Source organism: Microcoleus sp. Pol17C6 (genome assembly GCF_036701145.1).
Taxonomy (GTDB): domain Bacteria; phylum Cyanobacteriota; class Cyanobacteriia; order Cyanobacteriales; family Microcoleaceae; genus Microcoleus.
In genome coordinates, this window is sequence record NZ_JAUBQH010000007.1 from 100,241 (window position 1) to 124,869 (window position 24,629).

The following is a 24,629-nucleotide window of genomic DNA, read 5'->3' on the forward strand; positions in this document are numbered from 1 at the left end:
CATCAGCGGATCATCGAAAGTAAAAATAAATAATAGCCATAACCAAATGAGGCTTTATGTTTGATTCGCGATCGGCGCTCGGCAAGTATGGCATTGAGAAGTTGCTATTCCATAAAACAATTTCGGGTAAAAAACATCCGGTAATATACGGAGTATCTAAGATTTTTTCGCAATCTAAAATCTAAAATCTAAAATCTAAAATCTAAAATCTAAAATGGCAACAGCTATTCTTGAGCTGGAAATCTCCAAACTCCCGCCAGAAATTACGGTTGAGGAGCGTTACAGCAAAGCCTTAATTTTAATTCGACTACACGGAAAACCGATCGGTCAAGCTCTTTTTCACGTAGTCGGAGGCCGCATTGGCGGTGACGAATTACGGAAAACACTGAGGAATTGTGCTGGTGACAACTTCTGGAAAAACTTGGTCTACGACACTCTAGAATGGGATGAGCGGGGGTCGGTGGAGGCATTGTCGCTCGCCACAGTAGCGGTTTGCACGCGCGATCGACCGGAAGATTTGCGGCGCTGTCTAGACGCGCTGATGCAGCTCCCAGACGAGGGTCAGGAATACTTAGTAATTGACAATTGTCCCAGCACGGACGCTACCAAGGAACTGGTCAAAAATTACCCACAAGTCCGCTATGTGCGGGAAGACGTACCAGGCTCCAGCGCTGCCCGTAACCGAGCTTTACGCGAAGCTAAACATGAATTCGTAGCCCTTACAGATGATGATGCTGCCCCCGATCCGAACTGGCTGCGATCGCTCTTGCGAAATTTCAGCGATCCACGAGTGATGTGCGTCACGGGGCTGGTGATGCCCTTGGAACTGGAAACCGAAGCCCAAGAATGGTTTGAGTGCTACAGCCCCCACGGGCGGGGATTTGAGCGCCTAGTGTTTGATGGGGCGCACTGCAATCCTCTGATTGTGCATCTTGTGGGAGTTTCGGCGAGTATGGCTTTGCGGAAAAGTTCGATCGACTACATTGGCCTGTTTGACGAAGCTTTGGGGGCGGGAACGCCCACGGTGGGTGGCGAAGACTGTGAACTCTTTGCCCGCATTTTGCGCGCTGGCTACTGCATTGTCTACGAGCCGAGAGCATTGAGCTGGCACCGCCATCGGCGCACTTGGGAAGAATTGCGAAAAACGCTCCAAGGCTACGGCATCGGAGTCTATGCTTTCTGGACGCGGATGTTTGTAATCAACAGAGAATTCAGTGTGCCTGTGTTAGCCTTGTCATGGCTGTTGTACAAACAAATTCCTGAACTAATTGCTTCTTTGCGAAAGCAAGCGGATTCTATCCCTAGTGATTTGCTTTTGGCTCAACTGCGGGGCTGTGTCAGTGGCCCGATGGCTTATTTTGTGTCTCGCAAGTGGTTGCAAGAAATTAAGGGGAGCAATAAATAGGGATTTTTAGATTATTTTTAACCGCAGATGAAATGCAGATGAAATGCAGATGAAATGCAGATGAAGTTAATTTTGATAATGTAAATATGGAAAATTTAACAGTTAGCGTAATTATTCCCACTCACAACCGAAGTTCTTCGCTGCGGCGCGCTCTTGATGCTTTGCACTCGCAGACTTATCCGATTGACCTAATGGAAGTTACAGTAGTCGCAGATAGTTGCATTGACGATACTTTGGCAATGTTACAAGACTACAAAGCTCCGTTTAAACTGCACGCGATGGAGGTAAATTGCCGGAGTGCTTCCATCGCCCGCAATACCGGAGCAGCTTCGGCTACCGGGCAATTGCTGCTGTTTCTGGACGATGACATCGAAGCGCTGCCGTCTTTAGTCGAAAGCCACGCGCGGGCACACCAAGTGCGTCCGGGCTGTGCTGTCATGGGTCCTTATCCGCCAAAGTTGCAGGGAGGAACTACATTGTTTGGCGTACATGTGCGGGCTTGGTGGGAAGACAAGTTTTATCAGATGAGTCAGCCTGGTCACCGATTTACTTATCAAGATTTGCTCAGCGGCAACCTTTCTTTGGATGCAGAACTGTTTGCTCGTCTCGATGGCTTTGATTCGGCTTTCGGGGACTGCGGCGGGGAAGATTACGAGTTTGGGGTGCGTTTGCTGAAAGCTGATGTACCTTTTGTTGTGGCTGCTGAAGCAGTGGGCTTTCATTACGAACACGAAACCAACAATCTCGATCGCTCTTTCCGCCGAGCTCGTCAGGAAGGGCGATCGGATGTTTTGATCGGCCACCGACACCCGGAACTTAGACCGATACTGCCGGTAGCAGTCTACGAAACTGCTGACTCGCTGGTGGATCAAATTGTGGTGGCGGTCACGTTTTTCTGGCCGGCTGCTGTGGATTGGCTGGCACTGGGACTGAGAAAATTTCTTGATTTACTCGAAAGCCTGCGGATGCGGGGAACTTGGCGGTGGTTGCGGCCAAAATTGCGCGGTTATTGGTATTTGCGGGGTGTCATCGATGAGTTGAAAAGTCGATCGGCTCTTTCTAGTTTTATGCAAGGTGAGCCTACTCATGCTGACTTGGGCAGACATGAAATTGAAATCGATTTGCAGGAAGGTTGGGAAGCAGCAGAACGAATCATTGACGAGCAAAAACCCGAGGGCATTTACCTCCGTTACGGTGAACTGTCAGTCGGTCACGTCACTCCCAAATTCGGTGTAGAGCCACTGCGGGGCGCTCACTTGCGATCGATTCTGGCGCTTGACTTTCCCGAACCCCTGGCTCGGGCGATCGCGGTTAAAGGTATGCCCAAAAGTGCTGCTCATTCTGAGCCTATCTTAGTGGACAACACCCTACTTCAACCTCTACTTTTATTTACACTATTGGACAATAAAAAGCTGAAAAGTTCATCCTATAACTGACATAATTAGGCAAAATAAGCAACCAAAAATAGAGGTGTAATGAACCATTGAAGTAAGTATAAATAAATAGGAATTGAAGTAAAAACAACAAAAATTAAAAATGGTAATTATGGCAATAAAATTAATTGAAGCTGATTTTTTAGAACCAATTGCTGACAAGCTGACCCTGGTGCCGACTCAGAATTTGGTTAAGATTCAGCCCTGGGAGGCCTCCGGGCTAGAACCTCAGATAGCTGCCGGAGGTGTGCGGTGAGAAATGCGAAAACGTTCGTCGATGGGCGCAAAATGGCTCATTGGTTCGATTTGCTGCGGGTGTTGGTCGATCGCGAGATGAAATTACTTTACAAGCGATCGACCTTGGGGATTGCTTGGACTTTAATCAGTCCGCTGTTACAGTTGGCTGTATTTTCCTTTTTGTTTCGGTCTGTTGTACCCCTTAATATTCCAAAATTTTCTTCCTTTGCTTTCAGCGGCTTGTTAATCTGGAATTGGTCTCAAACGGTATTATTTAAATCAACGGCATTAATTACCAATAATAAGGCACTAATCAGGCAGCCAAATTTCCCCTCGGCAATTTTGCCGGTAGTCACGACGACGACTGGGCTCATTCACTTTTTCTTAGCATTGCCGGTGTTACTTATCTTTCTGGCAATTGATGGCGTTCATCTGAATGCAGTGCTATTTTTGTTGCCCCTGCTGATGATTATTCAGTTTTTCCTGACAGTTAGTTTTGCTTATCCCCTTGCCGCTTTGAATGTCACTTTTCGGGACACTCAGCACACTTTGGGAGTAGTTTTGCAGATGCTGTTTTACCTGACTCCGATTTTCTACGACATCAGCAGCGTCCCGGAAAAATTTAAGATTTTTTATTACTTAAATCCAATGGTGCCACTGATAGAAGCTTACCGCGCCATACTGCTCAAAGGTATGCCGCCCGATTGGCGGGTTCTGTTAATTTTGACCTTGGCTGTGGCGGCTCTTTTGCCCATCGGACTGGGAATTTTTAGACGGCAAAGCGATAATTTTGTGGAGGAGTTATAAATGCGTGAAGCAATTATTGTCAAGGGCTTGGGTAAGCGTTTTAACCGCTACTCTACCGCGAAACCTTATACGATTATGGAAGCCGCTTTGTCCGGTTGGTGGCGGCTGAAGCCGGAGTCGCGTTTTTGGGCGCTGCGGAATATAAATTTTACTGTTTCTCCTGGGGAAATGCTAGGAATTCTTGGCAAGAATGGCGCGGGAAAATCAACGCTGCTGCAATTAGTCGGCGGGATTGGTCACGCTGAGGAAGGAACTATTAAAGTTAACGGCCGAATTGGCGGCTTGTTGGATTTGGGTGCGGGTTTTCACACGGATCTAACGGGCAGAGAAAACGTGTTTGTGGGTGCGGTGGTGGCAGGTTTGACTCGCCGCGAAGTGGCGCGCAGGTTTGACGATATTGTGGAATTTGCAGAGTTAAAACAGTTTATTGACAGCCCGATGCGGACTTACAGTACGGGGATGAAAATGCGGCTGGCTTTTTCGGTGGCGGTGCATACCGATCCAGAAGTGCTGTTAGTTGATGAACATTTGTCGGTTGGTGATGTGGCTTTTCAAACTAAATGTTTGAACAAGATAACTGAGTTTAAGAATCAAGGATGTGCGATTGTTTTGATTTCTCACACCGCATCGCAAATTCAGAAAATGTGCGATCGGGCTTTGTGGCTGAAATCAGGTGAAGTCGTGGCTTATGGGGAACCGGAAGTGGTAGTTGGTCAGTATTTGTCAGAAATGCGATCGTCCACAGAAAATCGCACTCCCCTGCCTGCTGCTGAAGCTACAAGTAGCGGCTCGCCACTGCGAGGTAATCAGAATCGCTTCGGTTCTTTGGAAGTAGAAATTACCGAAGTCAAAGTATTTCCGAATGCAGAAATAGATAGCGGTGATGCTATTAGCATTGAAATTAATTATTCGGTGTTCCAAGAAATTTCTGCTGCTATTTTTGCTGTAACAATCAGCAGAGAAGATGGTCAAAGTTGTTTTGAGACTAATACTAATCAAATGGGCAGACTGCTGCCGCTGGTGAAAGGGAAAGGCAAAATCCGGCTGCAAATAGATAGGCTGGATTTAGGAAACGGTCAGTATTACGTGAATGCTGGGGTTTACGAGGAAACTTTGGCTTACGCCTACGATTATCATTGGCAGGTTTATCCGCTGTACGTGCGATCGACTGTAAACCAAAAAACGATTCTTTGTCCGCCGTTCCGCTGGGAATTTGAGGGCAAAATGCCGCTTATGGATTTAGCCGAACCAGCCGCTGAAACTTACGATTTGGATAAGAATAATCCCGGCTACGCCAAGATTTTGACTCAGTTGGCAAATAAGCAAAAACCTAACTTTTTAATGATTGGTGCTCAAAACTGTGGCACGGAATCTCTATACGGCCATCTCGCAAATCACTTGCAAATTATCAAAGAAGGTTCCCAGGACATTCACTTTTTTGAATTAAATTTTGAGCGTGGTGTTGATTGGTACAGCAAGCAGTTGACGCGGAGTGTAGCGAGTGAGAAGGTGCTCCTATGGGAGATGACTTCTTACTATATTTATCATCCTTTGGTGGCGGAGCGAGTTTACAAGTGTTTCCCGGATGTTAAGCTGATTGTAATGCTGCGAAACCCCGTCAAACGAGCGTGGATGCACTATCATTTAGAAGTGGCGAGCGGCTGCGAAAAGTTGGATTTTGAAAAGGCGATCGCTTCAGAAGCTGATAGACTCAAAGGTGAGATTGAAAGAATCCAAGCTGATGAAAAATATTACAGTTTTAATCACCAGCATTATTCTTATTTGTCGCGGGGAATTTATGTAGAACAAATCAAAAATTGGCTCGACTATTTTCCTAGAGAACAGTTGCTAATTATCAAAAGCGAAGATTATTACGCACATACAGGCAAAGTTTTTTCGGAAGTGTTAAATTTTTTGGAAATTAGTTATAGTGCAAGTAAAGAAGATGAAATTAATCATGTCGATGAATACAGCAAAATGCCACAGGAAATAGAACAAGAATTGACAAATTATTTCAAACCTTACAATCAGGAACTTTCTGATTTGTTGCATGAAGATTTTAGTTGGAGTTAGGAAAAAAGTTTTTAACTGCAGAGATCCCAGAGATAAACATCAATCATACCTTTTTCTTTTCTTCCTCTGGATCTTGTGCGCTCTCTGCGATTCATTAAAAAAATCTCATCCACAAACCATTTATCAGGTATAAAAATGCAACGGATATTTTTAGTAGGCTCTCCGAGAAGCGGCACAACCATGCTTCAAAGTTTATTAGCCGCTCATCCTGAAGTTATTTCTTTTCCTGAATCTAAGTTTTTTCACTATTTACTGTACAAGAAGTTTGCGGGAAAGTTGCCAGGTAGAATGGAAGCTTTTTTTAAGGATGAGATTAGTCGGCCTGAACTTTTGCAAGATTTTGATGATAGTCAAACTGTGGCAACTAAAGTTAGTTGGTTTGTCGGAGTTTTGGATGGTTTGGCGGCGGAACAAAACAAAAGTATTTGGTTGGAAAAAACGCCGGAACACATATATTTTATTGAAGATATACAGCGCTTGTTGCCGGATGCTAAATTCATACATATTTTGCGAAACAGTATGGATACAATAGCTTCTCTGCATGAGGCTACTAGGAATTCTCATGATTTGTGGGGGCCTGGTTGGGATTTAAACCACTGTATCCATCGCTGGAAGGAGGCGATGTTAATTAGTTACAAATATGCTAAAAATTCTAATCATATATTAGTCAAATATGAGGAAATACTCGATAATAAAGTCAAAAAGTTAGAAGAAATTTGTGATTTTATGAAAATTGAATATGATGAGAGAATGCTGAAATTCTATCAAGAAAAAGCTGCTCATCTCAGTTTGAATCTACCTTGGCACCAAGGGATCGAGAGAGAGGTTAAAAGTAATAATGTTCATAAATATCATAAAATTTTCAAAAGCAATGAAATCCGATATATTTTAGATAAAATTCAGCGAGTCAAGGGTGAAATTGCCTGGAAGTTGACGGTGGAAGTGAGCGAACCAATTTCCGATATTTGTGATCTTCCGCAAATATACGATCGCCTGTGCTGTACGATCAAACTAGAAGGAATTAAACTCGGTATTGTTGAATTGCCGATTTGCGATGGCATGGTTGCGGCTTCGGTGTTGGCGGATGCGATCGCAGCCCAGTTTGCTTGGCAAATTCTTGATCGCTTCTTTCAACGCAATCGCTGCGAAAAAGGCAATAAATTGTGGGAAACTTTGCTGGAACCATTGCAGCCTAAACATGACTGGACGCTCTTTTTGCAAGAATTATGGGGGCGTCCGCAGTGGCATTTGGAGAATTTCTACAAGCCAGAAATAGCAGAGGAAGTCTCAACAATTACGCTCGAAAAAGATTTGATTGTCTTAGAAATTAGCGAGGCATTTGCTAATATAAAAGTTGAGCTTTCTGAAATAGACGTGCTGGTGAAAGTAGGCGGCGTTGCTGTCGGTATTGTCAGTGTTGCGGTGGAAAATAATTTTGTTTCTGCTCAAAAATTGCGATCGACAATTACTCGAAATAGCGGTTTTGAGTTGTGCGTCGCCGCCGTGCGAGAAGCTTTGTTGGGAAAACCGCTCAACGGCAAGCAATCGCTACGATCGCGCTTAGCCTCTTGTGCTCAACAAAGGTCTAATTTGCGCGACGGGTTGAATGCACCGGGTGCTGGGGGCATTTATCCCCCAAATGCGGTGATGTTCGGCAGGCGATCGGGTGCGATCGGGACAAGTGTCAGCCGTCGCGCCTCACTCCCGGCGGCGGCGCTGCAGGAAATCGAGTCAGCCGCGGCAATCGCTGGGGAACCGACAATGCAAATTCCCCAAGAAAACGAGTTTCCAAAGCCAGTATTTTACGCACCGGAAATCCTGAGTTCAAAATCTTCTTATCGGGAAGTTTCTCACTCGCTTAAACCTCAAGTTTTGGACAATCATAGCGTTACACAAAAACTCCCGATTCTCTGCTACCGCCGCATTTCTCCTGACGGTTTAAACGCAGTTACTCCCCAGATTTTTGAACAACAGTTACACAATTTTAAAAATCAGGGTTATTACAGTGCGACTTGGGAAAATTGGCGAAGCGCAAAACTGGCTAAAACTCCTTTACCCGGTAAAGCTGTATTGATGACATTTGACGGCGGCTATCTGGACTTTTTCCAATATGCTTGGCCTGTGCTAAAACGCTTTGATTTTACAGCAACTGTTTTTCTCGTAGCGGAGTCAATAGGAAAGACAAATAGTTGGGAAAAAGCCGAATTTGAAGAAGTGCAGTTAATGGGATGGCCAGAAATTTTGCAACTGCGGGATGCCGGAATTGAATTCGGTTCTATGTCTGCTACTCATCAACCTTTGAGTGCATTGTCGCCGACAGAAATTGTGCGGGAGGCGGCAAAATCCCGTGCTATCTTGGAACGGGGATTAGAGAAATCTGTTAAATGTTTTGCCTATCCTTACGGGGATGTCGATCCAATTGTAGCGCATTTAATTGGAGCGAGTGGATATACTTTTGGTGTATCATATAAATTAAATTATAGCAGTTTTGACGATAATTTATTGTCGCTGCCGCGCATTCAAGTCACCGCAAAAAATGCCTTAAAATTAGCTTAGTAAGGTGCGTAAATCAGCCAGATTTTTCCCTCAACTAACAATCTCTCAACGGACGCAACTTACAATTTAAATTTCTTAATCAATTTCTTGATTTTTCTCTGCAAATAACCGCCTAACCCTCGGGAAATTTTCTCAAATTTATAATAAAATAAAATATCCATCACATCTTCAGTTTTCATATACTTTAAATAAGAAATCATTTTATCGGTTAGTTCATCATTAACATCATCGATATACTTTCTCACGGCCAACCTTTCTGAAATATTCCATTTCTGATCAAACTTGTGGTGCATTTCCGTCTCATAATCCCGAAAATCTGAGATTTTCCCTTCCAAATATCTTTGAATATATTTGCCCGCGATTTCGGCACCATCCATCCCGTGTCTAATCCCTTCGCCACCCAAAAAATTTACTGTCGAAACACTATCGCCGATCGCAATTATATTATCCTTGCAATAAATATCCTTCAAACCAGGGCTGTACTTCAGAGTCGAACCGTGTTTGTCAATAATTTTATAATTTTTTGACTTCAGATATTCATCAATCAGTAAATCAATATATTTTTTCAGCGGTGACAAATGCCTCACCGTTTTCGGATCTAAAAAAATGCGACCCGCACCAACTTTCAGCCTGTTTGGTTCCATTGGGAATATCCAGGAATAACCCTTCGGCATCCATTTATCGCCCAAAAAGAAGATTAAATCACCGCTGTATTTATTGTAAACTTCTGGCTCTACTTCAATTAAATATTCGATTCCAGTTCCCGACAAAAAATCTGGCTTCTCATTCTCTTTTTGGTACATAACCGCCCTAGCAAAGCCAGTAGCATCAACCAATATTTTCGTGCTAACTTTGATTATTTGACCGTCAGATAACTGTTTAAATTCTACGGTTGTTTCGCCCTTGGCTTGTGAATGTCGGGTGTAGCGATAACCCAGCCAAACTTCACCGCCAAATCGCTCAACTTCGCTGGCCAAAAATGCTCTAAATTTAGCAAAGTTGAGAACAACTCCCAAGCTTTCGGGAGACTCCCAACTTTGACTGATTTTGCTAGTTTCAATAGTAAGTTTATGCCAAAAACTGCCGATAACGGATTCAGGCAAATCGAATTTAGAGAGGGTTTCTAGAGGCGTGGCGGCGCTAGAAAAGTCATTTTTATTAAAATTGTCGTTTTGCTCTGCCAGCAAGACTTTGTGGCCGGATTTGGCTAGGATTCTCGCACAGTGACCGCCTGCAGGGCCGGCTCCTACTATTACTATGTCAAAACTTTTTAAATTCATTTTGCTTTTAACTCGCTTCCAATGTCAAAATACCCGCAGACATATCAACTACTAACCGCCGAGTTTTCAGCCACTGGCGGCCGATTAAAATTTCCGGTACTCCGTCACCCACATGAACCGGAATGTCAAATTCTTGCTCATCTATGCGTACTTTTCCTGCATAAATATCGAAATTGAACTCTCCCTTAGCTGTCCGCATTTTTTGTCGCCTAATATAAATCCAATCAAGCCCTTCTAAATCTTGACTGTCTATTGCTAACCAGCCAAAAAAACCTGTATCTAGCAGGGCATCAACAGGTAATTCTAAGTCGTTATCAGCAATCAATTCTACTTCAAAAAATAGCTCCTCTTCGTCACCAAATCTTCCTGCAATCATATCGTGCCGCACGCCCCTGTATGGTTGATGCGGAAAAGAAACGGGATAGCATTTGGGTGTTTCTGGCGGCACATTTTGGTAGCCACCATATCATCTTTGTCGATAAAATAGTCTCCGCTGTCGGGTTCAACCGCCATGTACCAGTTGTAGTGGGTTTTAATCAATTCTGGTTTTAGGCGATCGAAAATTGGTTTGCAGCGCTGATAAAATGTTTCTCTTTCGGTTCGCCACTGGGCTTTTTTTTCTTCTGACCACTGAATCTCTGGGAACAGTCTTCCCCGCCGCACGGTACGATTTGGTTTCACGTTAGCCATTGTTTTTTCTCCGTTGTGTCAGATGGTAATATATTTATTGGTTGAATTGAATATTTCTGAAATCAATTATGGCAAATACTTTCAACTTGACTCCTAATCCTGATAATTTTACAGTCCTTCCTGGTTTGATGGTTCAGTTCCCTGGAGGTGTTCTTGCCTTAGAAGGCAATGATACAATCAGAGGTTCATTTGAGAGCGAAATCATCAACGGAAATGCTGGTAAAGATATTTTATTCGGTAGTGATGGCAATGACAACTTGCAAGGCGGTAGAGACGAAGACGATTTATACGGCGAAGTTGGTCGAGATTCTCTCATTGGCGGTCTAGGTGATGATTATATCGCGGGTGGTGACGGAGACGACATTTTGAATGGCGGTCGAGGTGATGATTTATTAGATGGAGGTGCGGGTAACGATACTCTGAGCGGCGACCTGGGTTACACTCTCTATAAAGGGGGAACTGGTAGTGATGTGTTCGTCCTAAGAACAGATATTGTTTTAGGAGATCCACAGCGCAACCCTAACAGTAGCGTACAGGCGTGGGATATTATTCTCGACTTTGAAAATACTCTAGATAAAATTGGTCTTACGAACGGTCTAACTGAGGCAAACATCACACTCACCACTTATTCAATTCCATTGCGAAATATTGGCTTTGTTTCGGGGAGATTTCCTCAAGAAGGCAAAATTTCTGTAGCCGACTATGATCCAGATCGCAATGGTAGTTATGACGCTACTACTATTCAAATTGCTTCAAACGGTCAAATTTTAGGTAGAGTTCTGAATGTGACACCATCGGACTTGCGGGGTCGTTTTATTACACTGTCATAGATCGGGTATTTCTTAGAATTAGTCTCGAATGAATGGTAAGGTGCGCTAGGCGCACCCTACAATCCTAGCTATTTACACGCTAACAGGAGACTGTTTGCGGCTGAATGTTGCTAAGATACGATCGCACATTTGCGACGGATTTAATCCCAAACTGGCAAATGATTGTTCAGGCGTTGCATGATCTACCAATGTATCGGGTACACCCAACCGCATCACTGGAACAACAACATTATTGTCCAACAAAGCTTCGGCTACTGCTGAACCAAAGCCTCCCATCAAACAGCCTTCTTCCATGGTGACAACTTTGCCGATTCGCTGTGCTAAAGGCAAGATTAATTCGGTGTCCAAAGGCTTGACAAAACGCGCATTGATCACAGTTGCTTCAATACCGTGCTCGCTCAGAATCTGGGCGGTTTGCATTGCCGGATAAACCATTGAACCGTAACCCAAAATCAGCACATCGTCGCCGTTGCGGAGAATTTCTGCTTTGCCGATCGGCAATTCTTCCCAACCTTCCTCCATCAAAGGCACGCCGTAACCGTTGCCGCGCGGGTAACGCATCGTTATCGGGCCGCTTGTGTGGTTGATTCCCGTGACTATCATCCGCTGCAATTCTGCCTCATCTTTTGGTGCCATAACTACCATATTTGGCAGGCACCGCAAGAAGGCAATGTCGTACATTCCTTGGTGAGTTGGGCCGTCAGCACCGACAATGCCGGCGCGATCCAAACAGAAGAAAACTGGCAAATTTTGGATGCAAACATCGTGAATTATTTGGTCATAGCCTCGCTGCACAAATGTCGAGTAAATTGCCACAACCGGGCGCATTCCTTCGCAGGCTAAACCAGCGGATAAAGTCACGGCGTGCTGTTCGGCAATCCCGACATCAATGTACTGTTTTGGCAGTTTTTCATGAAGTTTATCCAGACCGGTTCCGGTTGCCATTGCAGCGGTAATGCCGACAATTTTGGGATTATCTTCTGCTAGCTTGACGAGGGCGTGGGCAAAGACTTTCGAGTAAGCTGGAGGCTTGGGTTTAGTGGATGGAATGCCTTTGCCGGTGGCTAAGTTAAAGGGATTTTGGGCGTGATATCCTACTTGGTCTTTTTCGGCGATCGCATATCCTTTGCCTTTCACCGTCACAACGTGCACTAGCACCGGCCCTTGGATAGTATGAGCTTGTTTGAAAGTGGTAATTAACTCTTCCAAATTGTGTCCATCTACCGGGCCCATGTAAGTAAAGCCCAATTCTTCAATTACTGCTCCAACTTTTGAGACGGCCAAGCGTTTCATCCCTTCTTTGAGGCGTTCCATTTCAGGAGTAAAAGTTTCGCCGACAAAGGGAATGTGTTTAAATTGTTCCTCTAAGTTATCTTTGAGAAATTGCACCGGTGGCGACAATCGCATCTTGTTCAAATAGCGGGTAATTGCGCCGACGTTGGGCGAGATTGACATCTCGTTGTCGTTGAGCACAACTAACAAATTGGTTTTCGGCATATGGCCCGCGTGGTTGATCGCTTCAAGTGCCATGCCGCCCGTCAATGCGCCGTCGCCGATGACTGCTACAGTTTTAAAGTTTTCCCCCTTGAGGTCGCGCGCCATCGCCATTCCTAACGCTGCGGAAATGCTTGTGGAAGCGTGGCCTGCGCCGAAGTGGTCAAATTTGCTCTCGCAGCGCTTGAGATAGCCTGCAACGCCGTCTTTTTGCCGTAGGGTGTGGAATTGGTTGTAGCGGCCGGTGATTAATTTGTGAGGATAAGCTTGGTGGCCGACATCCCAGGTAACTTTGTCGCGATCGAGGTCGAGTGTTTGGTAGAGTGCTAAGGTCAGTTCGACTACACCCAATCCTGGGCCGAGGTGGCCGCCGCTAGCCGCTACAGTTTCTAAATGCTTTTCTCGAATTTGTCGGGCAATTTGTTCGAGTTGATGAATCGAGAGGCCGTGTAATTGGTTTGGGTGAGTCAGTTCGCTGAGATGCATATTTTAAAATCTTGCTCCTGTGAATCAGGACGAATGCTTAACAGATATAGGTTGAGCCTGCGACGTTGGGTACGGGCAAACGTTAGAATAGTTTAACGGTTATTTGAGGAAAACTGTTAGGCGTAAGATTTTTGTTATTTTTGGCCTGGTAATTATAGTTAATAAATTGCGCGCCGTCAATATAAAAAAAGCTTATGTTGTTAGTTGCTAATGGCTAGTTGTTAGCTGCATGGAGATTCTTAAGCATTTTTAACTACTTTTTCTAGTGATGGCTGACTTTTTAGCCATCTTGTTTCTGCAGGCGGACTATGATACAAAATCCTTAACTTTGATGGAGCATCTCATATTTGTAAAAACACTTCTTCTGGCTCCTTCCTTCTGCCTCAAAACTTTAATTTCTAGCTTTGCTGCTTTCATTGAGATGCTCCCCTGTGAAGTGTGATTTATATACAGCGTATTCCAGGTTTATGAAGTACACCCCAGGTTTCTTTACAGTTCTCGCATCCTTAATGATTCTGTTCAAAAAACCCGGTTGATCGCGATCTACATCTACATGGAATATGCTGTAAATCAACAACCTCTACCAGAAATCATTCCATTTACACTGGAAAAGTTTTCCCGAATTTGGATAGTAGAGAGCTGCGACGCTCGAAGCATTATTTTGTAAGCTCAAAAGTCGATTCGGGCGACGGCGAGAGACTCTCGCTTACTCCGGTGATGGCAAAGGAGTTTCCGCTTCTTCGGGCGGCGCAATTTCCGCAGGAGTCGATTCGGGCGACGGCGAGGGACTCTCACTATCGGGCTGCGGAATTTCCGCAGGAGTCGATTCGGGCGACGGCGAGGGACTCTCGGCCCCGGGCGAGGGAGTCTCCGAAGGAATCGGGGCGGGAGTTTCCGGCGGTGGCGGAAGTGGTGCGGGCTCTGGCTGGGGGCTTTGGAGGCTTTGCACCCACAAACCTAAACCGCCGCCGGCTAATATCAGCCCCAACACCCCCAGTAAGGGCAGCGGCAGCTTGGATCGCCGTTTTTGAACGGGTTCCGGGGCGGGGGAAGTTTCGGGGTACAACAACTGTTTGGACGATTCTGAAAGCTGAGATTCTGGAATCCTCCCGGACTTCTGGAGGGATGCCGCGAGGGAAGGCGGCAGCGACACCGAGGCTGACACTGGCGCTGACGCCGGCGCTGACGCCACCGCCGGATCAAACAGTACCAATCTCTCCGGCGACATCCGACAGTGAGTGGCCACCACGGAGGTGTTGTCATAACCGTTTTTCTCGTTGGCGAGACGAATCCAAGACTGAACCGCGGCTTCCAAAGACATTTTGCCCTCAAGCACCTCTGGGCCGTAATTTTCCCAAGAGCGCTCTACCCAGTCGTTGTCGCTCAAACCGTCGGAACACAGCAGCAGTAACCCTTCCTCTTCGACAATAAATCGCTGAATCGTCGGGCGCAGGAAATCGGCGTCCCGCGTGCCCAAAGCTTGAGTCAGGGCTCCTGCATCGGCTCGCAGTTGAGTTTCCCAGTACAAACAGTGTCCTAGCTGGACTTCCCTTGAGGCTACGTCGTCGTCCACAGTCAGCCGGTGACAGTAATTTTTGCCAATCCAATAAGCCCGGCTGTCTCCAACATTGACTAAATAAAGTTCGTGACTGTTATTCGAGGGCACATCCTCGGAAATTTTCACTTTTTGAGGCAACTGGAGGGCCATCACCAAAGTCGTCCCCATCCGCTGCCGCAACTCTTTTCCCTGCTCGTTATTTTGAGCGGAAATCACATTATTCACAACTCTGACTATTTCTTCGAGTTGCTTGATCACCATTGTTGGCGTCATCAACTCTTCTTGTTCAGCAATTTCTGCGAGCAAATTTTGGATTAAAGCTTTCAGGGACTGCACGGCTAATTGACTGGCAACTTCTCCTCCTTCGTGGCCTCCAACCCCGTCGCAAACCATTGTCAAGTAAGGAATTAGTTTGTCGTTCCCTGAAGTTTTGCTAGATTGAAAATCAGCAGCAACCGGATAACAACTGTCTTCATTTTGGGAGCGCTGCGGCCCGGTATCGGTCATGCCGACTACTTCTAAGTGCAGAGGCAATTTAGCGGCTTGTTCTAATAGTAAATCGTTGAGTTCCAGGGCGATCGCGTCGAAATTCATGCTGCTGCGGCGCATAAACTGACAAATCTCTCCGAGTTTCGACTGCACCTCGGGTTGCGCTGATTCCACCAAACCTGACCACACATCTCCCAAATCCCGCAGCGTCGGTACAAAATTTCCTCGGTGAAGTTCCAGCAGGCGTACCCGCCAACCTTCCACCCGCAAATTTTCCGGTACCAGCAAACTCGAAGCTACTCCTTGTTCCGACAGCGGCGCCCACAGTTGGAGCATTTGCCACAGCCAGTAAACTTGGCGCGCGGCGCTTGTCCCAGACCAAGATTCTAAAATAGAAGGATACAGGCGACCGAAATTATTGATGGGCACATTTTCCAACAACAGCACCTCTGTCGCTTCCGGTGCTTCCCCTAGCGAACAATAACCGTATACTTCCGGCGTATGCAGCCGTTGGGGATACAAATGCAGGTAAGGCATAATCGTATCTGGCAGTTGTTCCGGGACGCTCGGAGGCAGAACTGGACGGCTGTCGAGCCAGATTTGGGGTGCAATGACAAAGTATCGATCGGCTATTACCTTACCCGCCGGCACTTCCTCGGCTGCTTGTCCCACCACCCACACATAGCGATAAATTAAATCCGTTTCGCACGCTGCACAGTGCTGGCGGCCAAAGGTATTGCGGGGCTCGGCACAGCTAAGATTCGGGCAATAAATGGGTTCGGAGAAACTGCTGATCATATCGAAATAGTTTGTGTAAAAACATTCTGAAGATATATGATTCGCAAGCCCAAATTCATGAGCTTGAGAATAAACTGATTTTAGCCCCTATCAATTTCTTAACTGCCTTTGGGCCTCTAGAAATTGTAGTTTCTGCCAGTCTGCACCGGCTTAAATTGTAATTTAAGTTACTAAACTCAGACTTGGAGTACGATGGAAGCCTCAACCTGGTACCGCTGCGCGAAAAATCGCTCTGAGGGGCTGCAAGTCGCAAACCCTTGCATAGTCAGTTGTTGGCAATTCTTAAATCTTCAATTTCAAATCTAAGATCTAAATAGTATCACCTATTCTTTTTATGATCTTGACTCCTACGCTCCTTTGGCTACTAGCTGGGTCTTTGCTCTGTTTGACAGAGCTATTTCTCCCGACTGCTTTTGTCGCTTTTATGATGGGACTGAGCGCCTTTGCCGTAGCTGGATGCTCTCTAGTTCTACCTTACGTTAATTTACAAATATTCCTCTGGATGGTATTTTCGACCGTTTTTGTGCTGCTGTCTCGGCGGTTGATACCAAAAGGCACGGCAAAGGCGATCGCAGATTCTCAGGAAGCAAAAACTTTAACAGAAATTTCCCCTGGAGAAGCCGGCCGAGTCATTTATGAGGGGAATTCTTGGCAAGCTCGCTGCGAAGACACGAACGCCACCATCCCCCCCAACCAAAACGTAATTGTCGTCGGACGGAAAGGCACTACTCTGATAGTTGTGCCAGAAAATCTCTTGCATTCTTAAACAAAATGCGTAATTAATCACAGACAATTAGTAGTTAATAATTAGTGATTAGGCATCATTCATTAGCCAGTGGTCAACAGTCAACATTTAAGAGTCAACATTTATAGGAGGCGACCGTGGAACAAATTTTTTTACTCGTATTTTTAGCTTTAGGCGGCTCAGCCCTCGCAGGTTCCGTCAAAATTATCAATCAGGGAAATGAAGCATTGGTGGAAACTTTAGGTAAATACAACGGCAAGAAACTGGAACCCGGTTTGAATTTTGTCACGCCATTTCTCGATCGCGTCGTGTACGAGCAAACAATTCGGGAAAAAGTCTTAGATATTCCTCCGCAAGCTTGTATCACCCGCGACAACGTTTCCTTCACGGTTGATGCTGTGGTTTACTGGCGCATTGTAGATTTGGAAAAAGCTTGTTACAAAGTAGAAAATCTCCAGTCAGCAATGGTAAATATGGTGCTGACTCAAATTCGCGCCGAAATGGGTCAACTGGATCTCGAACAAACCTTTACTGCTCGTTCTCAAATTAATGAAATATTGCTCAGAGATTTAGATATTGTTACCGATCCTTGGGGAGTGAAAGTAACGCGGGTAGAATTGCGCGATATTATCCCTTCTAAAACTGTACAGGAATCGATGGAATTGCAGATGGCAGCCGATCGACGCAAGCGGGCGGCAATTCTGACATCCGAGGGCGAACGCGAGTCAGCAGTTAACAGCGCCAAAGGTAAAGCTGAAGCGCAAGTTTTGGATGCAGAAGCGCGCCAAAAAGCGACAATTTTGGAGGCGGAAGCTCAACAAAAGGCGATCGTCCTAAAAGCTCAAGCAGAACGCCAAAGTCAGGTTTTGAAAGCTCAAGCTACTTCTGAGGCCTTGCAAATAATCGCCAAAACTCTGCAAAATGACCCCACTGCCCGGGAAGCTTTACAATTTTTGTTAGCTCAAAACTATCTGGATATGGGTCTAAAAATTGGCACCAGCGACAGCAGCAAGGTGATGTTTATGGACCCGCGCAGCATTCCCGCGACGCTCGAAGGAATGCGATCGATAGTTGGGGAAGGTAATAATAATGAGGTGAAAAAGTAGGGAGCATCTCATATTTGTAAAAACACTTCTTCTGGCTCCTTCCTTCAGACTCTTTCATCCTGCCTCGCAGCAAGAGAGCCTCCTGCCTCAAAACTCCAATTTTGGGCTTGGCTGCTTTCATGGAGATGCTCCCAAAAGTAGGGGAGCATCTCATATTTGTAAAAACACTTCTTCTGGCTCCTTCCTTCAGACTCTTTCCTCCTGCCTCGCAGCAAGAGAACCTCCTGCCTCAAAACTCCAATTTTGGGCTTGGCTGCTTTCATTGAGATGCTCCCCTTGGTATTTGGTATCTATTTAAACATCGATATTCAGGCAACTTCTCTTCGCCGTCAACCTAATAACTCGACACAGTTAAAACGATCGCCTCCCTATCTCCCAACACCAAACCATACTCCAAACCTTCAACAACCGCTTGATAAGAAGCATCCAAAATATTACCCGAAACCCCCACAGTCGTCCAGCGGTCTTGACCGTTGCTAAACTCAACCAACACGCGAGTTTTAGCAGAAGTTCCCGCACATCCGTCCAGAATTCGCACCTTATAATCGGTTAAGTTAAAATCAGTAATTGCCGGATAAAAATTCCGCAAAGCCTTCCGCAAAGCCGCATCAAGTGCCGAAACCGGCCCGTTTCCTTCCGCGCATTCCAGAATATCTTGACCGTTAACAGTCACCTTTACCGTTGCTAAAGAATTAACTGTTTCTTCCCTACCTTTATCGCAGTGAACTTGAAAACCTTTGATTTCAAATAAACGCTTGCGCTTTCCCAAAGCCTCTCGCATTAACAATTCAAAAGACGCCTCAGCACCCTCAAATTGGTATCCCTGGCTTTCCAAATCTTTCAATTTTTCCAAAATTTGGCGGCAAGCAGGATTTTTGCGATCGAGATCCATGCCAAAAGTGCGCGCTTTCGCCAAAACATTGCTCAAACCCGCTTGATCCGAAATCACAATTCGCCGCCTGTTGCCAATTTTTTCCGGTTCCAAATGTTCGTAAGTTAACGGATTTTTCTCAACAGCCGATACGTGGATTCCGCCTTTGTGAGCAAATGCCGAAAGACCGACAAAAGGAGCACGATCGTCGGGAGCAAGATTGACAATTTCACTAATCGATCGACTTACTTGAGTTAATCTAACTAATTGCTCGTCTTCTATGCAATTATGACCCAACTTTAGCTGAAAATTAGGAATTAAGGAACATAAATCGGCATTGCCACAGCGTTCGCCGTAACCGTTAATAGTTCCCTGTACCATCGTCACTCCTTCCCGCACAGCAGCCAAAGCATTAGCAACCGCAACTCCTGAGTCGTTGTGAGTGTGAATTCCTAATTGTAAAGATTTTTCGCGATTGGTTCCTAAAGCTTCTAAAACCTCACGAACAACCTGACTGACTTCGTGAGGCAAAGTACCCCCGTTAGTATCGCAAAGCACTAGCCATTCTGCACCGGCATCTGCGGCTACTTCTAAAGTTTTAATAGCATAATCTGGATTGTGCTTGTAGCCGTCAAACCAGTGTTCGGCATCGTAAATAACGCGCCTTCCCTGACTCCGCAAATATTCAATTGTATCTCGAATCATCGCCAGATTTTCTTCTAGCGTAGTCTTCAAACTTTCAATAACGTGCAAATCCCACGACTTGCCAAACAGCGTCACCCAGCGAGTACCGGCGGACAAAATAGCCTGCAACATTTCATCATTAGCTGCAGTAGTTCCCGGCCGCCTAGTCGAACAAAAAGCTACAACTTCTGCTTGAGTTAGGGGCTGTTCTTTGAGACGCCAAAAAAATTGTACGTCTTTAGGATTCGCCCCCGGCCAGCCGCCTTCAATAAAGGGAATTCCTAAACTGTCTAACTGCCGAGCAATTCGCAGTTTGTCTTCGAGAGATAAGGAGAGTCCCTCGCACTGAGCACCGTCTCGCAGCGTGGTATCGTAGATCCAGAGCCGATTTGTCATGGGAAATTGCGATCGAGAAATTGGTAATATATCACTTACCATATTAGATGAATATATTTGAATTTAATGCGATAATATATAGGAAAATTAACATAAATCTAACTGGGGTAAATTGCTGTGGTCAAGGTACAAGCGCAAGGCAAAACTTTTGAGTGCGATCGCGGAGCCAATCTCCGTGAAGTTTTGCTCAAAAACGGCATCGATCTCTACAACGGCAACGCCAAAGTCATCAACTGCCACGGCCTCGGCACTTGCGGCACCTGCGCTGTCACCGTCGAGGGCGAAGTTTCCGAGGCCCAGTGGCGCGAAAAAGCCCGACTTTCGGTTCCTCCCCATTCTCCCGCCTCCAACCGCCGTTTGTCCTGCCAAACCAAGGTTTTAGGCGATATTAAGGTGACAAAATATGACGGTTTCTGGGGTCAAGGTTCTGAAACTGTCTGGAACCCCCAAGCATAGATTTTTTGTTAAGGAAGGCAGATAGGACGATCGCCTTGCCAGATAATCTGTAAGACTTGCATAATAATTCTAACTGTAAGGTGTGCTTAGCGCACCTTACGCTAAAGAAAGCCGAGAGGTCAAAAAAGCCAGAAAGTCCATATAAAAGTTAATGAATTCATCTAAAGATATTCTGATTATTGGCGGCGGAATAATTGGTCTTTCGCTAGCAGTAGAACTGAAAGTGCGAGGGGCATCTGTCGCAGTTCTCACCGCCGATTCTACACAACCGACGGCCCGGGCTGCTGCTGGAATGCTTGCCCCGCAAGCCGAACGAATTCCCCCCAGTCCGATGCTGGATTTGTGCTTGCAAAGTCGCGCACTGTATCCTGCCTGGGTGGAACAGCTAGAAGATATTACCGGATTGAAAACGGGATATTGGCGATCGGGAATTCTCGCGCCAGTGTGTCAAAATGATCCTCAAGAAAAGCCGCTTTTGTCAAACCTTAATTATCAATGGTTGGACAGAGATACTGTTCGCCAGCACCAGTTTGGATTAGGTCAAGAAGTAATTGGCGGTTGGTGGTATCCTGACGACGCTCAAGTAGACAACCGTGCTTTATTTCGGACGCTTCAATTTGCAAGCAAAGAATTAAAAATTGATATTATTCAAGGCACCGCAGAGGAAATTATTCGGCAGAAAAACCGAGTTTTTGGAGTGGAAACAACGGCAGGAAAATTACAAGCTGACCGTTATGTTTTGGCTGCGGGTCCTTGGTCTGAGAAATTATTGGATATTCCTGTTTTTCCCAGAAAGGGACAAATGCTGTCAGTATGTGTACCAGAAGATTGTGGTGTTATCCAGCCCCTGCAAACTGTTCTATTCGGGACTGGCATTTATATTGTTCCACGTCAAGATGGCAGAATTATTATTGGCGCAACTAGCGAAAATGTGGATTTCACGCCGGGAAATACGCCTGCAGGAATCCAAAGTTTGCTAGCAGGAGCCATTAAGTTATATCCCGAATTACAAAACTATCCAATTCTGGAGTTTTGGTGGGGATTTCGACCGGCTACTCCTGATGAATTGCCTATTTTGGGTGCTAGTGCTTGGGAAAATTTGACATGGGCGACGGGGCATTACCGCAATGGCATTTTGTTGGCTCCGGTGACGGCTAAATTGTTGGCTGATTTGATTGGGAATCAGAAATTAGATCCGTTATTGGCTGCTTTTCATTATTCGAGGTTTCCTGAATCTGGGAAGTTGGAAAATGGTAAATAGTGAGATTTTTTGCTTTTTTTAAGACGATGCCGAGCCGGGTAACGAAAAACGAAAGTCAACCAAAAGAATATTTTTTGCTATAATCAAATCAGCACAATAGGGTTTTGTAAGTTATGACTTTCAGTGATGTGGTCGAGACGATTAAGAATCTTTCTACTGACGAAAAGCAAGAGCTTCAACTGTTGTTGAAGCAATATCTCCGGGAAGAACGTCGCGAAGAGATATATCAAAACTTTAAGTCAGCGCAGAGTGAACAACAAAAAGGTGAACTGAAATTTTTCGCTAACATCAATGAACTCAGAGTAATGATAGAGGAATAATCGTGGAAGTTAGTTTCAGTTCTTCATTCAAGCGTGCTTTCAAAAAGCGGATCAAAGGCGATGCTGATTTCGAGGCTAGGTTTTGGCAAAAGCTGGAACAGTTCATCAGAGAGCCGTTTGAACCAAGCTTAAAAACTCATAAATTGTCCGGTAGGCTCAAGGAGTTTTGGAGCTTTAGCGTAGATTACGACGAAAGGGTACTTTTCTACTTTACAGAAGACGGAAAAGCTGTGTTTGTAGATTTGGGAAGTCATGATGAAGTATATTAATCGACAGAACAGTTGCTCAAGTAATCTGTCTCTCTAGGGTGCACAGTGCACACCTTACTGCTGTAAGTAGCGCGCCCAACCATTTTTGGGTAAGTCCTGAATTAGTTTGCATCCTGTTTTTTGGGTTGGTTTAATTCCCTGCATTTAGCGGCAGCCAAGTCGTAAGCATTTTGGTAATCGCTACCGCCTAACATCAAATCGCCGTAATATTCATAAGGTTGATTGCCATAAATCGGCAGCGGGTCGTCTTCAGGATAATCTTCTTTTGATTCTTCTAGGATTGCTTTGAGTTTCTTGACGCTGAAGCGCTGGACAGGGAAGTAATGAATGTCTTGAGCGATGAAACCGAGATGGGGAAAGGTTGGGTCAACAATTCGCTCTTCGAGTTCAATCCAGCTATATTCGATGGGTTTATATGGCACTCCCGGCACGGCTAAAAAGCCTTGAACATAAATCGCGCCCTCGGTGGCTAACGCTGCTTTACAAGCGTTGTCAAAGCAGTTTTTACGGTTGCTTTTGATGCGAGCGGCCATTTCAATAGAAAGCGTCTCATCTAATAGTTCGGTCATAACCCATTTCTAATCGCGTGTGCGATTAGATTGTAGCAAATCCGAGCTATCTCCGAGCACAAAAAACGCAGGCAATTGCGATCACTCCTCAAATTCTCGTCTCAAGGAGTTCAGCCAAAATCCTCTGCGCTTCTGGATGTTGTGTCAGCTTTGGTTTCCGAGATTGGCGGTTTGTCGATCGCCCCTATCACCCTACGAACGGATAAAAAGTTTTCGCGAGTAGCCCAACTTTTGAGCGTGCGATCGAGTTGAGGTAGAACCCGGTACGGTAAAGTGTGGCACAGACGATGCAAGCAAAAATAGCGGCATACATCACCAAAGGTTGATCGTGCAACCAACCAATCATATTAATGCCTTCTGGTGCAGCAATTTTTTCGCCTGCTAACAGGCTTCACAGTTTTTTCTGTAAACAAACCAGAGTTGTGATAACCTCATAAATGTGCAAAAATCGGTTCCCACAAAAAAAACCTTTGGAAGAAACGGGGAAAGTCCGGGGTAAATCCGCCGCTGTCCCGCAACTGTGATGGTAAGCTAAGCACTTATCCACACACCCTAGATATACTGAATGAAAAACGCGATCAAAAAGTCGGATTTTGTGCTAGCTCCTTATATGAAGAGCAACAACTTGAAAGCTAGTTGCCAAATACTCAATACAGTGGTTCCTTATACATTATTATGGTTTTTAGCCTTTAAAGCTGCTGCCATTTCTGTATTCTTGCTGCCGCCGATAATGGTGTTGATGACACTTTTTTCAGGACGTTGTTTCTCTTTGATGCACGATTGCGGACACTATTCTCTTTTTAGTTCCAAAAAAGTCAATCGCATTATGGGTTTTCTGCTAGGTATCATCAATGCGATTCCTCAGTATCCCTGGTCGAGGGGACACGCTTATCACCACAAACATAATGGTAATTGGGATATGTACCGAGGCCCTTCGGCGTTGATATCCACCGAAAAATTTGCGGCGCTTAGCCCCTTTAGTCAAAAGATGTATCAGTTACTCAGACACCCATTGATGCTGTTTCCCGGTGGTTTTTTCTATCTAATTATTAAGCCACGACTCGCGCTAATCTTGGGAATAACGGGTTTTATCGGACATATTTTTGCTTGTCTCCAGCAAGATTTTGGCATGGGTTTATCTGCAATCATTGCTTCTTATAAATCCAAACATTGGTATACGACGGCTGAATTTTGGGATTTACTGTTCAACAATATTTGTGTTGTTGCTAGCTGGATTTATCTGAGCAACTTACTGGGAGTAGGCTTTTTCTGGAGTGTTTACTCAATAGTCATGACCTGTTCAGCAGCGATATTTATCTGTATTTTCTTTGTTCAGCATAATTTTGACGGTTCCTACGCTCATAAAGCCGAGGGTTGGGACTATCTTCTCGGCGCAATTGAAGGCAGTAGTTACCTAAAATTACCGACTATTCTCAATTGGTTTTCTGCTGATATTGCCTACCACAATATTCATCATCTCTCTGAGCGAATACCTAACTATAATCTTCGGGCTTGTCACAATGCTAATATTCACCTGCTGGGTAATTCAAAAGCCCTGACAATTCGCGATATTCCTAACTGCTTCCAATTCATTCTTTGGGATGCTGCTTCAGATAGTCTGCAATCGATTAAATTATTCCAAGAACAAGAAGAAATTCCCTTGAGTAATGTAGCTAATTAAAATCGGGGGCAATGAATCTGGTGGCTTTTTTATCAGCCAAAGGCTATGATGAGCGGTGCAGGTAGTGGGATAAATTTCAACCCTAACTTTCCTAGTGAAGTAGGTGGTTACAAATAAACATTAGATGGATCGGGC

The 24,629-nt window shown here is 45.2% G+C and carries 22 protein-coding genes; 15 read left to right on the forward strand and 7 right to left on the reverse strand.

Going from position 1 to position 24,629, the window contains the following annotated elements; all coding sequences use genetic code 11:
• The first annotated feature begins 214 nt into the window (after nucleotides 1-214).
• The 6 genes from QUA25_RS05940 to QUA25_RS05965 all read left to right on the forward strand — a co-directional run bounded on the left by QUA25_RS05940 (nucleotide 215) and on the right by QUA25_RS05965 (nucleotide 8,511).
• Nucleotides 215-1,405 (forward strand): glycosyltransferase, encoded by a 1,191-nt coding sequence (locus tag QUA25_RS05940; RefSeq protein WP_333036321.1) that lies wholly within the window; start codon nucleotides 215-217, stop codon nucleotides 1,403-1,405.
• An 86-nt stretch (nucleotides 1,406-1,491) separates the two neighbouring features.
• The gene (locus QUA25_RS05945) at nucleotides 1,492-2,841 is read left to right on the forward strand and encodes a glycosyltransferase (protein ID WP_333036322.1); all 1,350 of its coding nucleotides are present in this window, start codon (nucleotides 1,492-1,494) and stop codon (nucleotides 2,839-2,841) included.
• A 109-nt stretch (nucleotides 2,842-2,950) separates the two neighbouring features.
• Nucleotides 2,951-3,094, forward strand: a complete 144-nt coding sequence (locus tag QUA25_RS05950; RefSeq protein ID WP_333036324.1) for a hypothetical protein — start codon at nucleotides 2,951-2,953, stop codon at nucleotides 3,092-3,094.
• A 32-nt stretch (nucleotides 3,095-3,126) separates the two neighbouring features.
• Nucleotides 3,127-3,882, forward strand: a complete 756-nt coding sequence (locus QUA25_RS05955; RefSeq protein WP_333036325.1) for an ABC transporter permease — start codon at nucleotides 3,127-3,129, stop codon at nucleotides 3,880-3,882.
• Nucleotides 3,883-5,955, forward strand: coding sequence for a Wzt carbohydrate-binding domain-containing protein (locus tag QUA25_RS05960; protein WP_333036327.1), 2,073 nt, complete (start codon nucleotides 3,883-3,885; stop codon nucleotides 5,953-5,955).
• Between the two features lie 135 nt (nucleotides 5,956-6,090).
• Complete coding sequence (locus tag QUA25_RS05965; protein ID WP_333036329.1) at nucleotides 6,091-8,511, forward strand: sulfotransferase; 2,421 nt, start codon at nucleotides 6,091-6,093, stop codon at nucleotides 8,509-8,511.
• Between the two features lie 59 nt (nucleotides 8,512-8,570).
• Here QUA25_RS05965 and QUA25_RS05970 read toward each other — a convergent pair whose 3' ends face one another.
• The 3 genes from QUA25_RS05970 to QUA25_RS05980 are packed head-to-tail and all read right to left on the reverse strand — an operon-like array spanning nucleotide 8,571 to nucleotide 10,481.
• Nucleotides 8,571-9,791 (reverse strand): NAD(P)/FAD-dependent oxidoreductase, encoded by a 1,221-nt coding sequence (locus QUA25_RS05970; RefSeq protein WP_333036330.1) that lies wholly within the window; start codon nucleotides 9,789-9,791, stop codon nucleotides 8,571-8,573.
• A 7-nt stretch (nucleotides 9,792-9,798) separates the two neighbouring features.
• Nucleotides 9,799-10,167, reverse strand: coding sequence for an aspartyl protease (locus tag QUA25_RS05975; RefSeq protein WP_333036331.1), 369 nt, complete (start codon nucleotides 10,165-10,167; stop codon nucleotides 9,799-9,801).
• A complete protein-coding gene (locus QUA25_RS05980; RefSeq protein WP_333036333.1) occupies nucleotides 10,164-10,481 on the reverse strand; it encodes a hypothetical protein in 318 nt (105 codons plus the stop codon). Before QUA25_RS05980 ends, QUA25_RS05975 begins: the two co-directional genes overlap by 4 nt.
• Nucleotides 10,482-10,549: 68 nt before the next feature.
• On the opposite strand from QUA25_RS05980, the gene QUA25_RS05985 reads away from it, so the two are divergent.
• Nucleotides 10,550-11,311, forward strand: a complete 762-nt coding sequence (locus QUA25_RS05985; RefSeq protein ID WP_333036334.1) for a calcium-binding protein — start codon at nucleotides 10,550-10,552, stop codon at nucleotides 11,309-11,311.
• A 72-nt stretch (nucleotides 11,312-11,383) separates the two neighbouring features.
• Here QUA25_RS05985 and dxs read toward each other — a convergent pair whose 3' ends face one another.
• On the reverse strand, nucleotides 11,384-13,291 hold the full coding sequence (gene dxs, locus QUA25_RS05990; protein WP_333036335.1) for a 1-deoxy-D-xylulose-5-phosphate synthase: 1,908 nt from the start codon (nucleotides 13,289-13,291) through the stop codon (nucleotides 11,384-11,386).
• Nucleotides 13,292-13,997: 706 nt separating this feature from the next.
• Complete coding sequence (locus tag QUA25_RS05995) at nucleotides 13,998-16,136, reverse strand: protein phosphatase 2C domain-containing protein (protein WP_333036336.1); 2,139 nt, start codon at nucleotides 16,134-16,136, stop codon at nucleotides 13,998-14,000.
• A gap of 334 nt (nucleotides 16,137-16,470) precedes the next feature.
• On the opposite strand from QUA25_RS05995, the gene QUA25_RS06000 reads away from it, so the two are divergent.
• Both QUA25_RS06000 and QUA25_RS06005 read left to right on the forward strand, forming a co-directional pair.
• Nucleotides 16,471-16,902: an NfeD family protein gene (locus QUA25_RS06000; RefSeq protein WP_333036337.1), complete on the forward strand. Its 432-nt coding sequence runs from the start codon at nucleotides 16,471-16,473 to the stop codon at nucleotides 16,900-16,902.
• A 116-nt stretch (nucleotides 16,903-17,018) separates the two neighbouring features.
• On the forward strand, nucleotides 17,019-17,987 hold the full coding sequence (locus tag QUA25_RS06005) for an SPFH domain-containing protein (protein ID WP_333036338.1): 969 nt from the start codon (nucleotides 17,019-17,021) through the stop codon (nucleotides 17,985-17,987).
• A 334-nt stretch (nucleotides 17,988-18,321) separates the two neighbouring features.
• Here QUA25_RS06005 and cimA read toward each other — a convergent pair whose 3' ends face one another.
• The gene (cimA, locus tag QUA25_RS06010) at nucleotides 18,322-19,980 is read right to left on the reverse strand and encodes a citramalate synthase (RefSeq protein WP_445304848.1); all 1,659 of its coding nucleotides are present in this window, start codon (nucleotides 19,978-19,980) and stop codon (nucleotides 18,322-18,324) included.
• A gap of 75 nt (nucleotides 19,981-20,055) precedes the next feature.
• Here cimA and QUA25_RS06015 point away from each other — a divergent pair, with 75 nt between their 5' ends.
• The 4 genes from QUA25_RS06015 to QUA25_RS06030 all read left to right on the forward strand — a co-directional run bounded on the left by QUA25_RS06015 (nucleotide 20,056) and on the right by QUA25_RS06030 (nucleotide 22,244).
• Nucleotides 20,056-20,394, forward strand: a complete 339-nt coding sequence (locus tag QUA25_RS06015; protein WP_333036339.1) for a 2Fe-2S iron-sulfur cluster-binding protein — start codon at nucleotides 20,056-20,058, stop codon at nucleotides 20,392-20,394.
• A 151-nt stretch (nucleotides 20,395-20,545) separates the two neighbouring features.
• Nucleotides 20,546-21,655 (forward strand): glycine oxidase ThiO, encoded by a 1,110-nt coding sequence (thiO, locus tag QUA25_RS06020; RefSeq protein WP_333036340.1) that lies wholly within the window; start codon nucleotides 20,546-20,548, stop codon nucleotides 21,653-21,655.
• A gap of 113 nt (nucleotides 21,656-21,768) precedes the next feature.
• Nucleotides 21,769-21,975 (forward strand): hypothetical protein, encoded by a 207-nt coding sequence (locus tag QUA25_RS06025; protein WP_333036346.1) that lies wholly within the window; start codon nucleotides 21,769-21,771, stop codon nucleotides 21,973-21,975.
• Nucleotides 21,976-21,977: 2 nt separating this feature from the next.
• Nucleotides 21,978-22,244 (forward strand): type II toxin-antitoxin system YafQ family toxin, encoded by a 267-nt coding sequence (locus QUA25_RS06030; RefSeq protein WP_333036347.1) that lies wholly within the window; start codon nucleotides 21,978-21,980, stop codon nucleotides 22,242-22,244.
• A gap of 101 nt (nucleotides 22,245-22,345) precedes the next feature.
• On the opposite strand, the gene QUA25_RS06035 is transcribed toward QUA25_RS06030, so the two are convergent.
• A complete protein-coding gene (locus QUA25_RS06035) occupies nucleotides 22,346-22,813 on the reverse strand; it encodes a hypothetical protein (protein WP_333036348.1) in 468 nt (155 codons plus the stop codon).
• A 75-nt stretch (nucleotides 22,814-22,888) separates the two neighbouring features.
• Here QUA25_RS06035 and QUA25_RS06040 point away from each other — a divergent pair, with 75 nt between their 5' ends.
• Nucleotides 22,889-23,065 carry a hypothetical protein gene (locus tag QUA25_RS06040; protein WP_333036349.1) on the forward strand — a complete coding sequence of 59 codons (177 nt, stop codon included), beginning with the start codon at nucleotides 22,889-22,891 and terminating at the stop codon, nucleotides 23,063-23,065.
• Between the two features lie 313 nt (nucleotides 23,066-23,378).
• On the forward strand, nucleotides 23,379-24,494 hold the full coding sequence (locus QUA25_RS06045) for a fatty acid desaturase (protein WP_333036350.1): 1,116 nt from the start codon (nucleotides 23,379-23,381) through the stop codon (nucleotides 24,492-24,494).
• Nucleotides 24,495-24,629: the final 135 nt, after the last annotated feature.

Bases quoted from the DNA above. Each gene is read 5' to 3' on its own strand.
- QUA25_RS05940 (WP_333036321.1), top strand. From the start codon at position 215: ATGGCAACAGCTATTCTTGAGCTGGAAATCTCCAAACTCCCGCCAGAA.
- QUA25_RS05945 (WP_333036322.1), top strand. From the start codon at position 1,492: ATGGAAAATTTAACAGTTAGCGTAATTATTCCCACTCACAACCGAAGT.
- QUA25_RS05950 (WP_333036324.1), top strand. From the start codon at position 2,951: ATGGCAATAAAATTAATTGAAGCTGATTTTTTAGAACCAATTGCTGAC.
- QUA25_RS05955 (WP_333036325.1), top strand. From the start codon at position 3,127: ATGGCTCATTGGTTCGATTTGCTGCGGGTGTTGGTCGATCGCGAGATG.
- QUA25_RS05960 (WP_333036327.1), top strand. From the start codon at position 3,883: ATGCGTGAAGCAATTATTGTCAAGGGCTTGGGTAAGCGTTTTAACCGC.
- QUA25_RS05965 (WP_333036329.1), top strand. From the start codon at position 6,091: ATGCAACGGATATTTTTAGTAGGCTCTCCGAGAAGCGGCACAACCATG.
- QUA25_RS05970 (WP_333036330.1), bottom strand. From the start codon at position 9,791: ATGAATTTAAAAAGTTTTGACATAGTAATAGTAGGAGCCGGCCCTGCA.
- QUA25_RS05975 (WP_333036331.1), bottom strand. From the start codon at position 10,167: ATGATTGCAGGAAGATTTGGTGACGAAGAGGAGCTATTTTTTGAAGTA.
- QUA25_RS05980 (WP_333036333.1), bottom strand. From the start codon at position 10,481: ATGGCTAACGTGAAACCAAATCGTACCGTGCGGCGGGGAAGACTGTTC.
- QUA25_RS05985 (WP_333036334.1), top strand. From the start codon at position 10,550: ATGGCAAATACTTTCAACTTGACTCCTAATCCTGATAATTTTACAGTC.
- dxs (WP_333036335.1), bottom strand. From the start codon at position 13,291: ATGCATCTCAGCGAACTGACTCACCCAAACCAATTACACGGCCTCTCG.
- QUA25_RS05995 (WP_333036336.1), bottom strand. From the start codon at position 16,136: ATGATCAGCAGTTTCTCCGAACCCATTTATTGCCCGAATCTTAGCTGT.
- QUA25_RS06000 (WP_333036337.1), top strand. From the start codon at position 16,471: ATGATCTTGACTCCTACGCTCCTTTGGCTACTAGCTGGGTCTTTGCTC.
- cimA (WP_445304848.1), bottom strand. From the start codon at position 19,980: ATGGTAAGTGATATATTACCAATTTCTCGATCGCAATTTCCCATGACA.
- thiO (WP_333036340.1), top strand. From the start codon at position 20,546: ATGAATTCATCTAAAGATATTCTGATTATTGGCGGCGGAATAATTGGT.
- QUA25_RS06025 (WP_333036346.1), top strand. From the start codon at position 21,769: ATGACTTTCAGTGATGTGGTCGAGACGATTAAGAATCTTTCTACTGAC.
- QUA25_RS06035 (WP_333036348.1), bottom strand. From the start codon at position 22,813: ATGACCGAACTATTAGATGAGACGCTTTCTATTGAAATGGCCGCTCGC.
- QUA25_RS06045 (WP_333036350.1), top strand. From the start codon at position 23,379: ATGAAAAACGCGATCAAAAAGTCGGATTTTGTGCTAGCTCCTTATATG.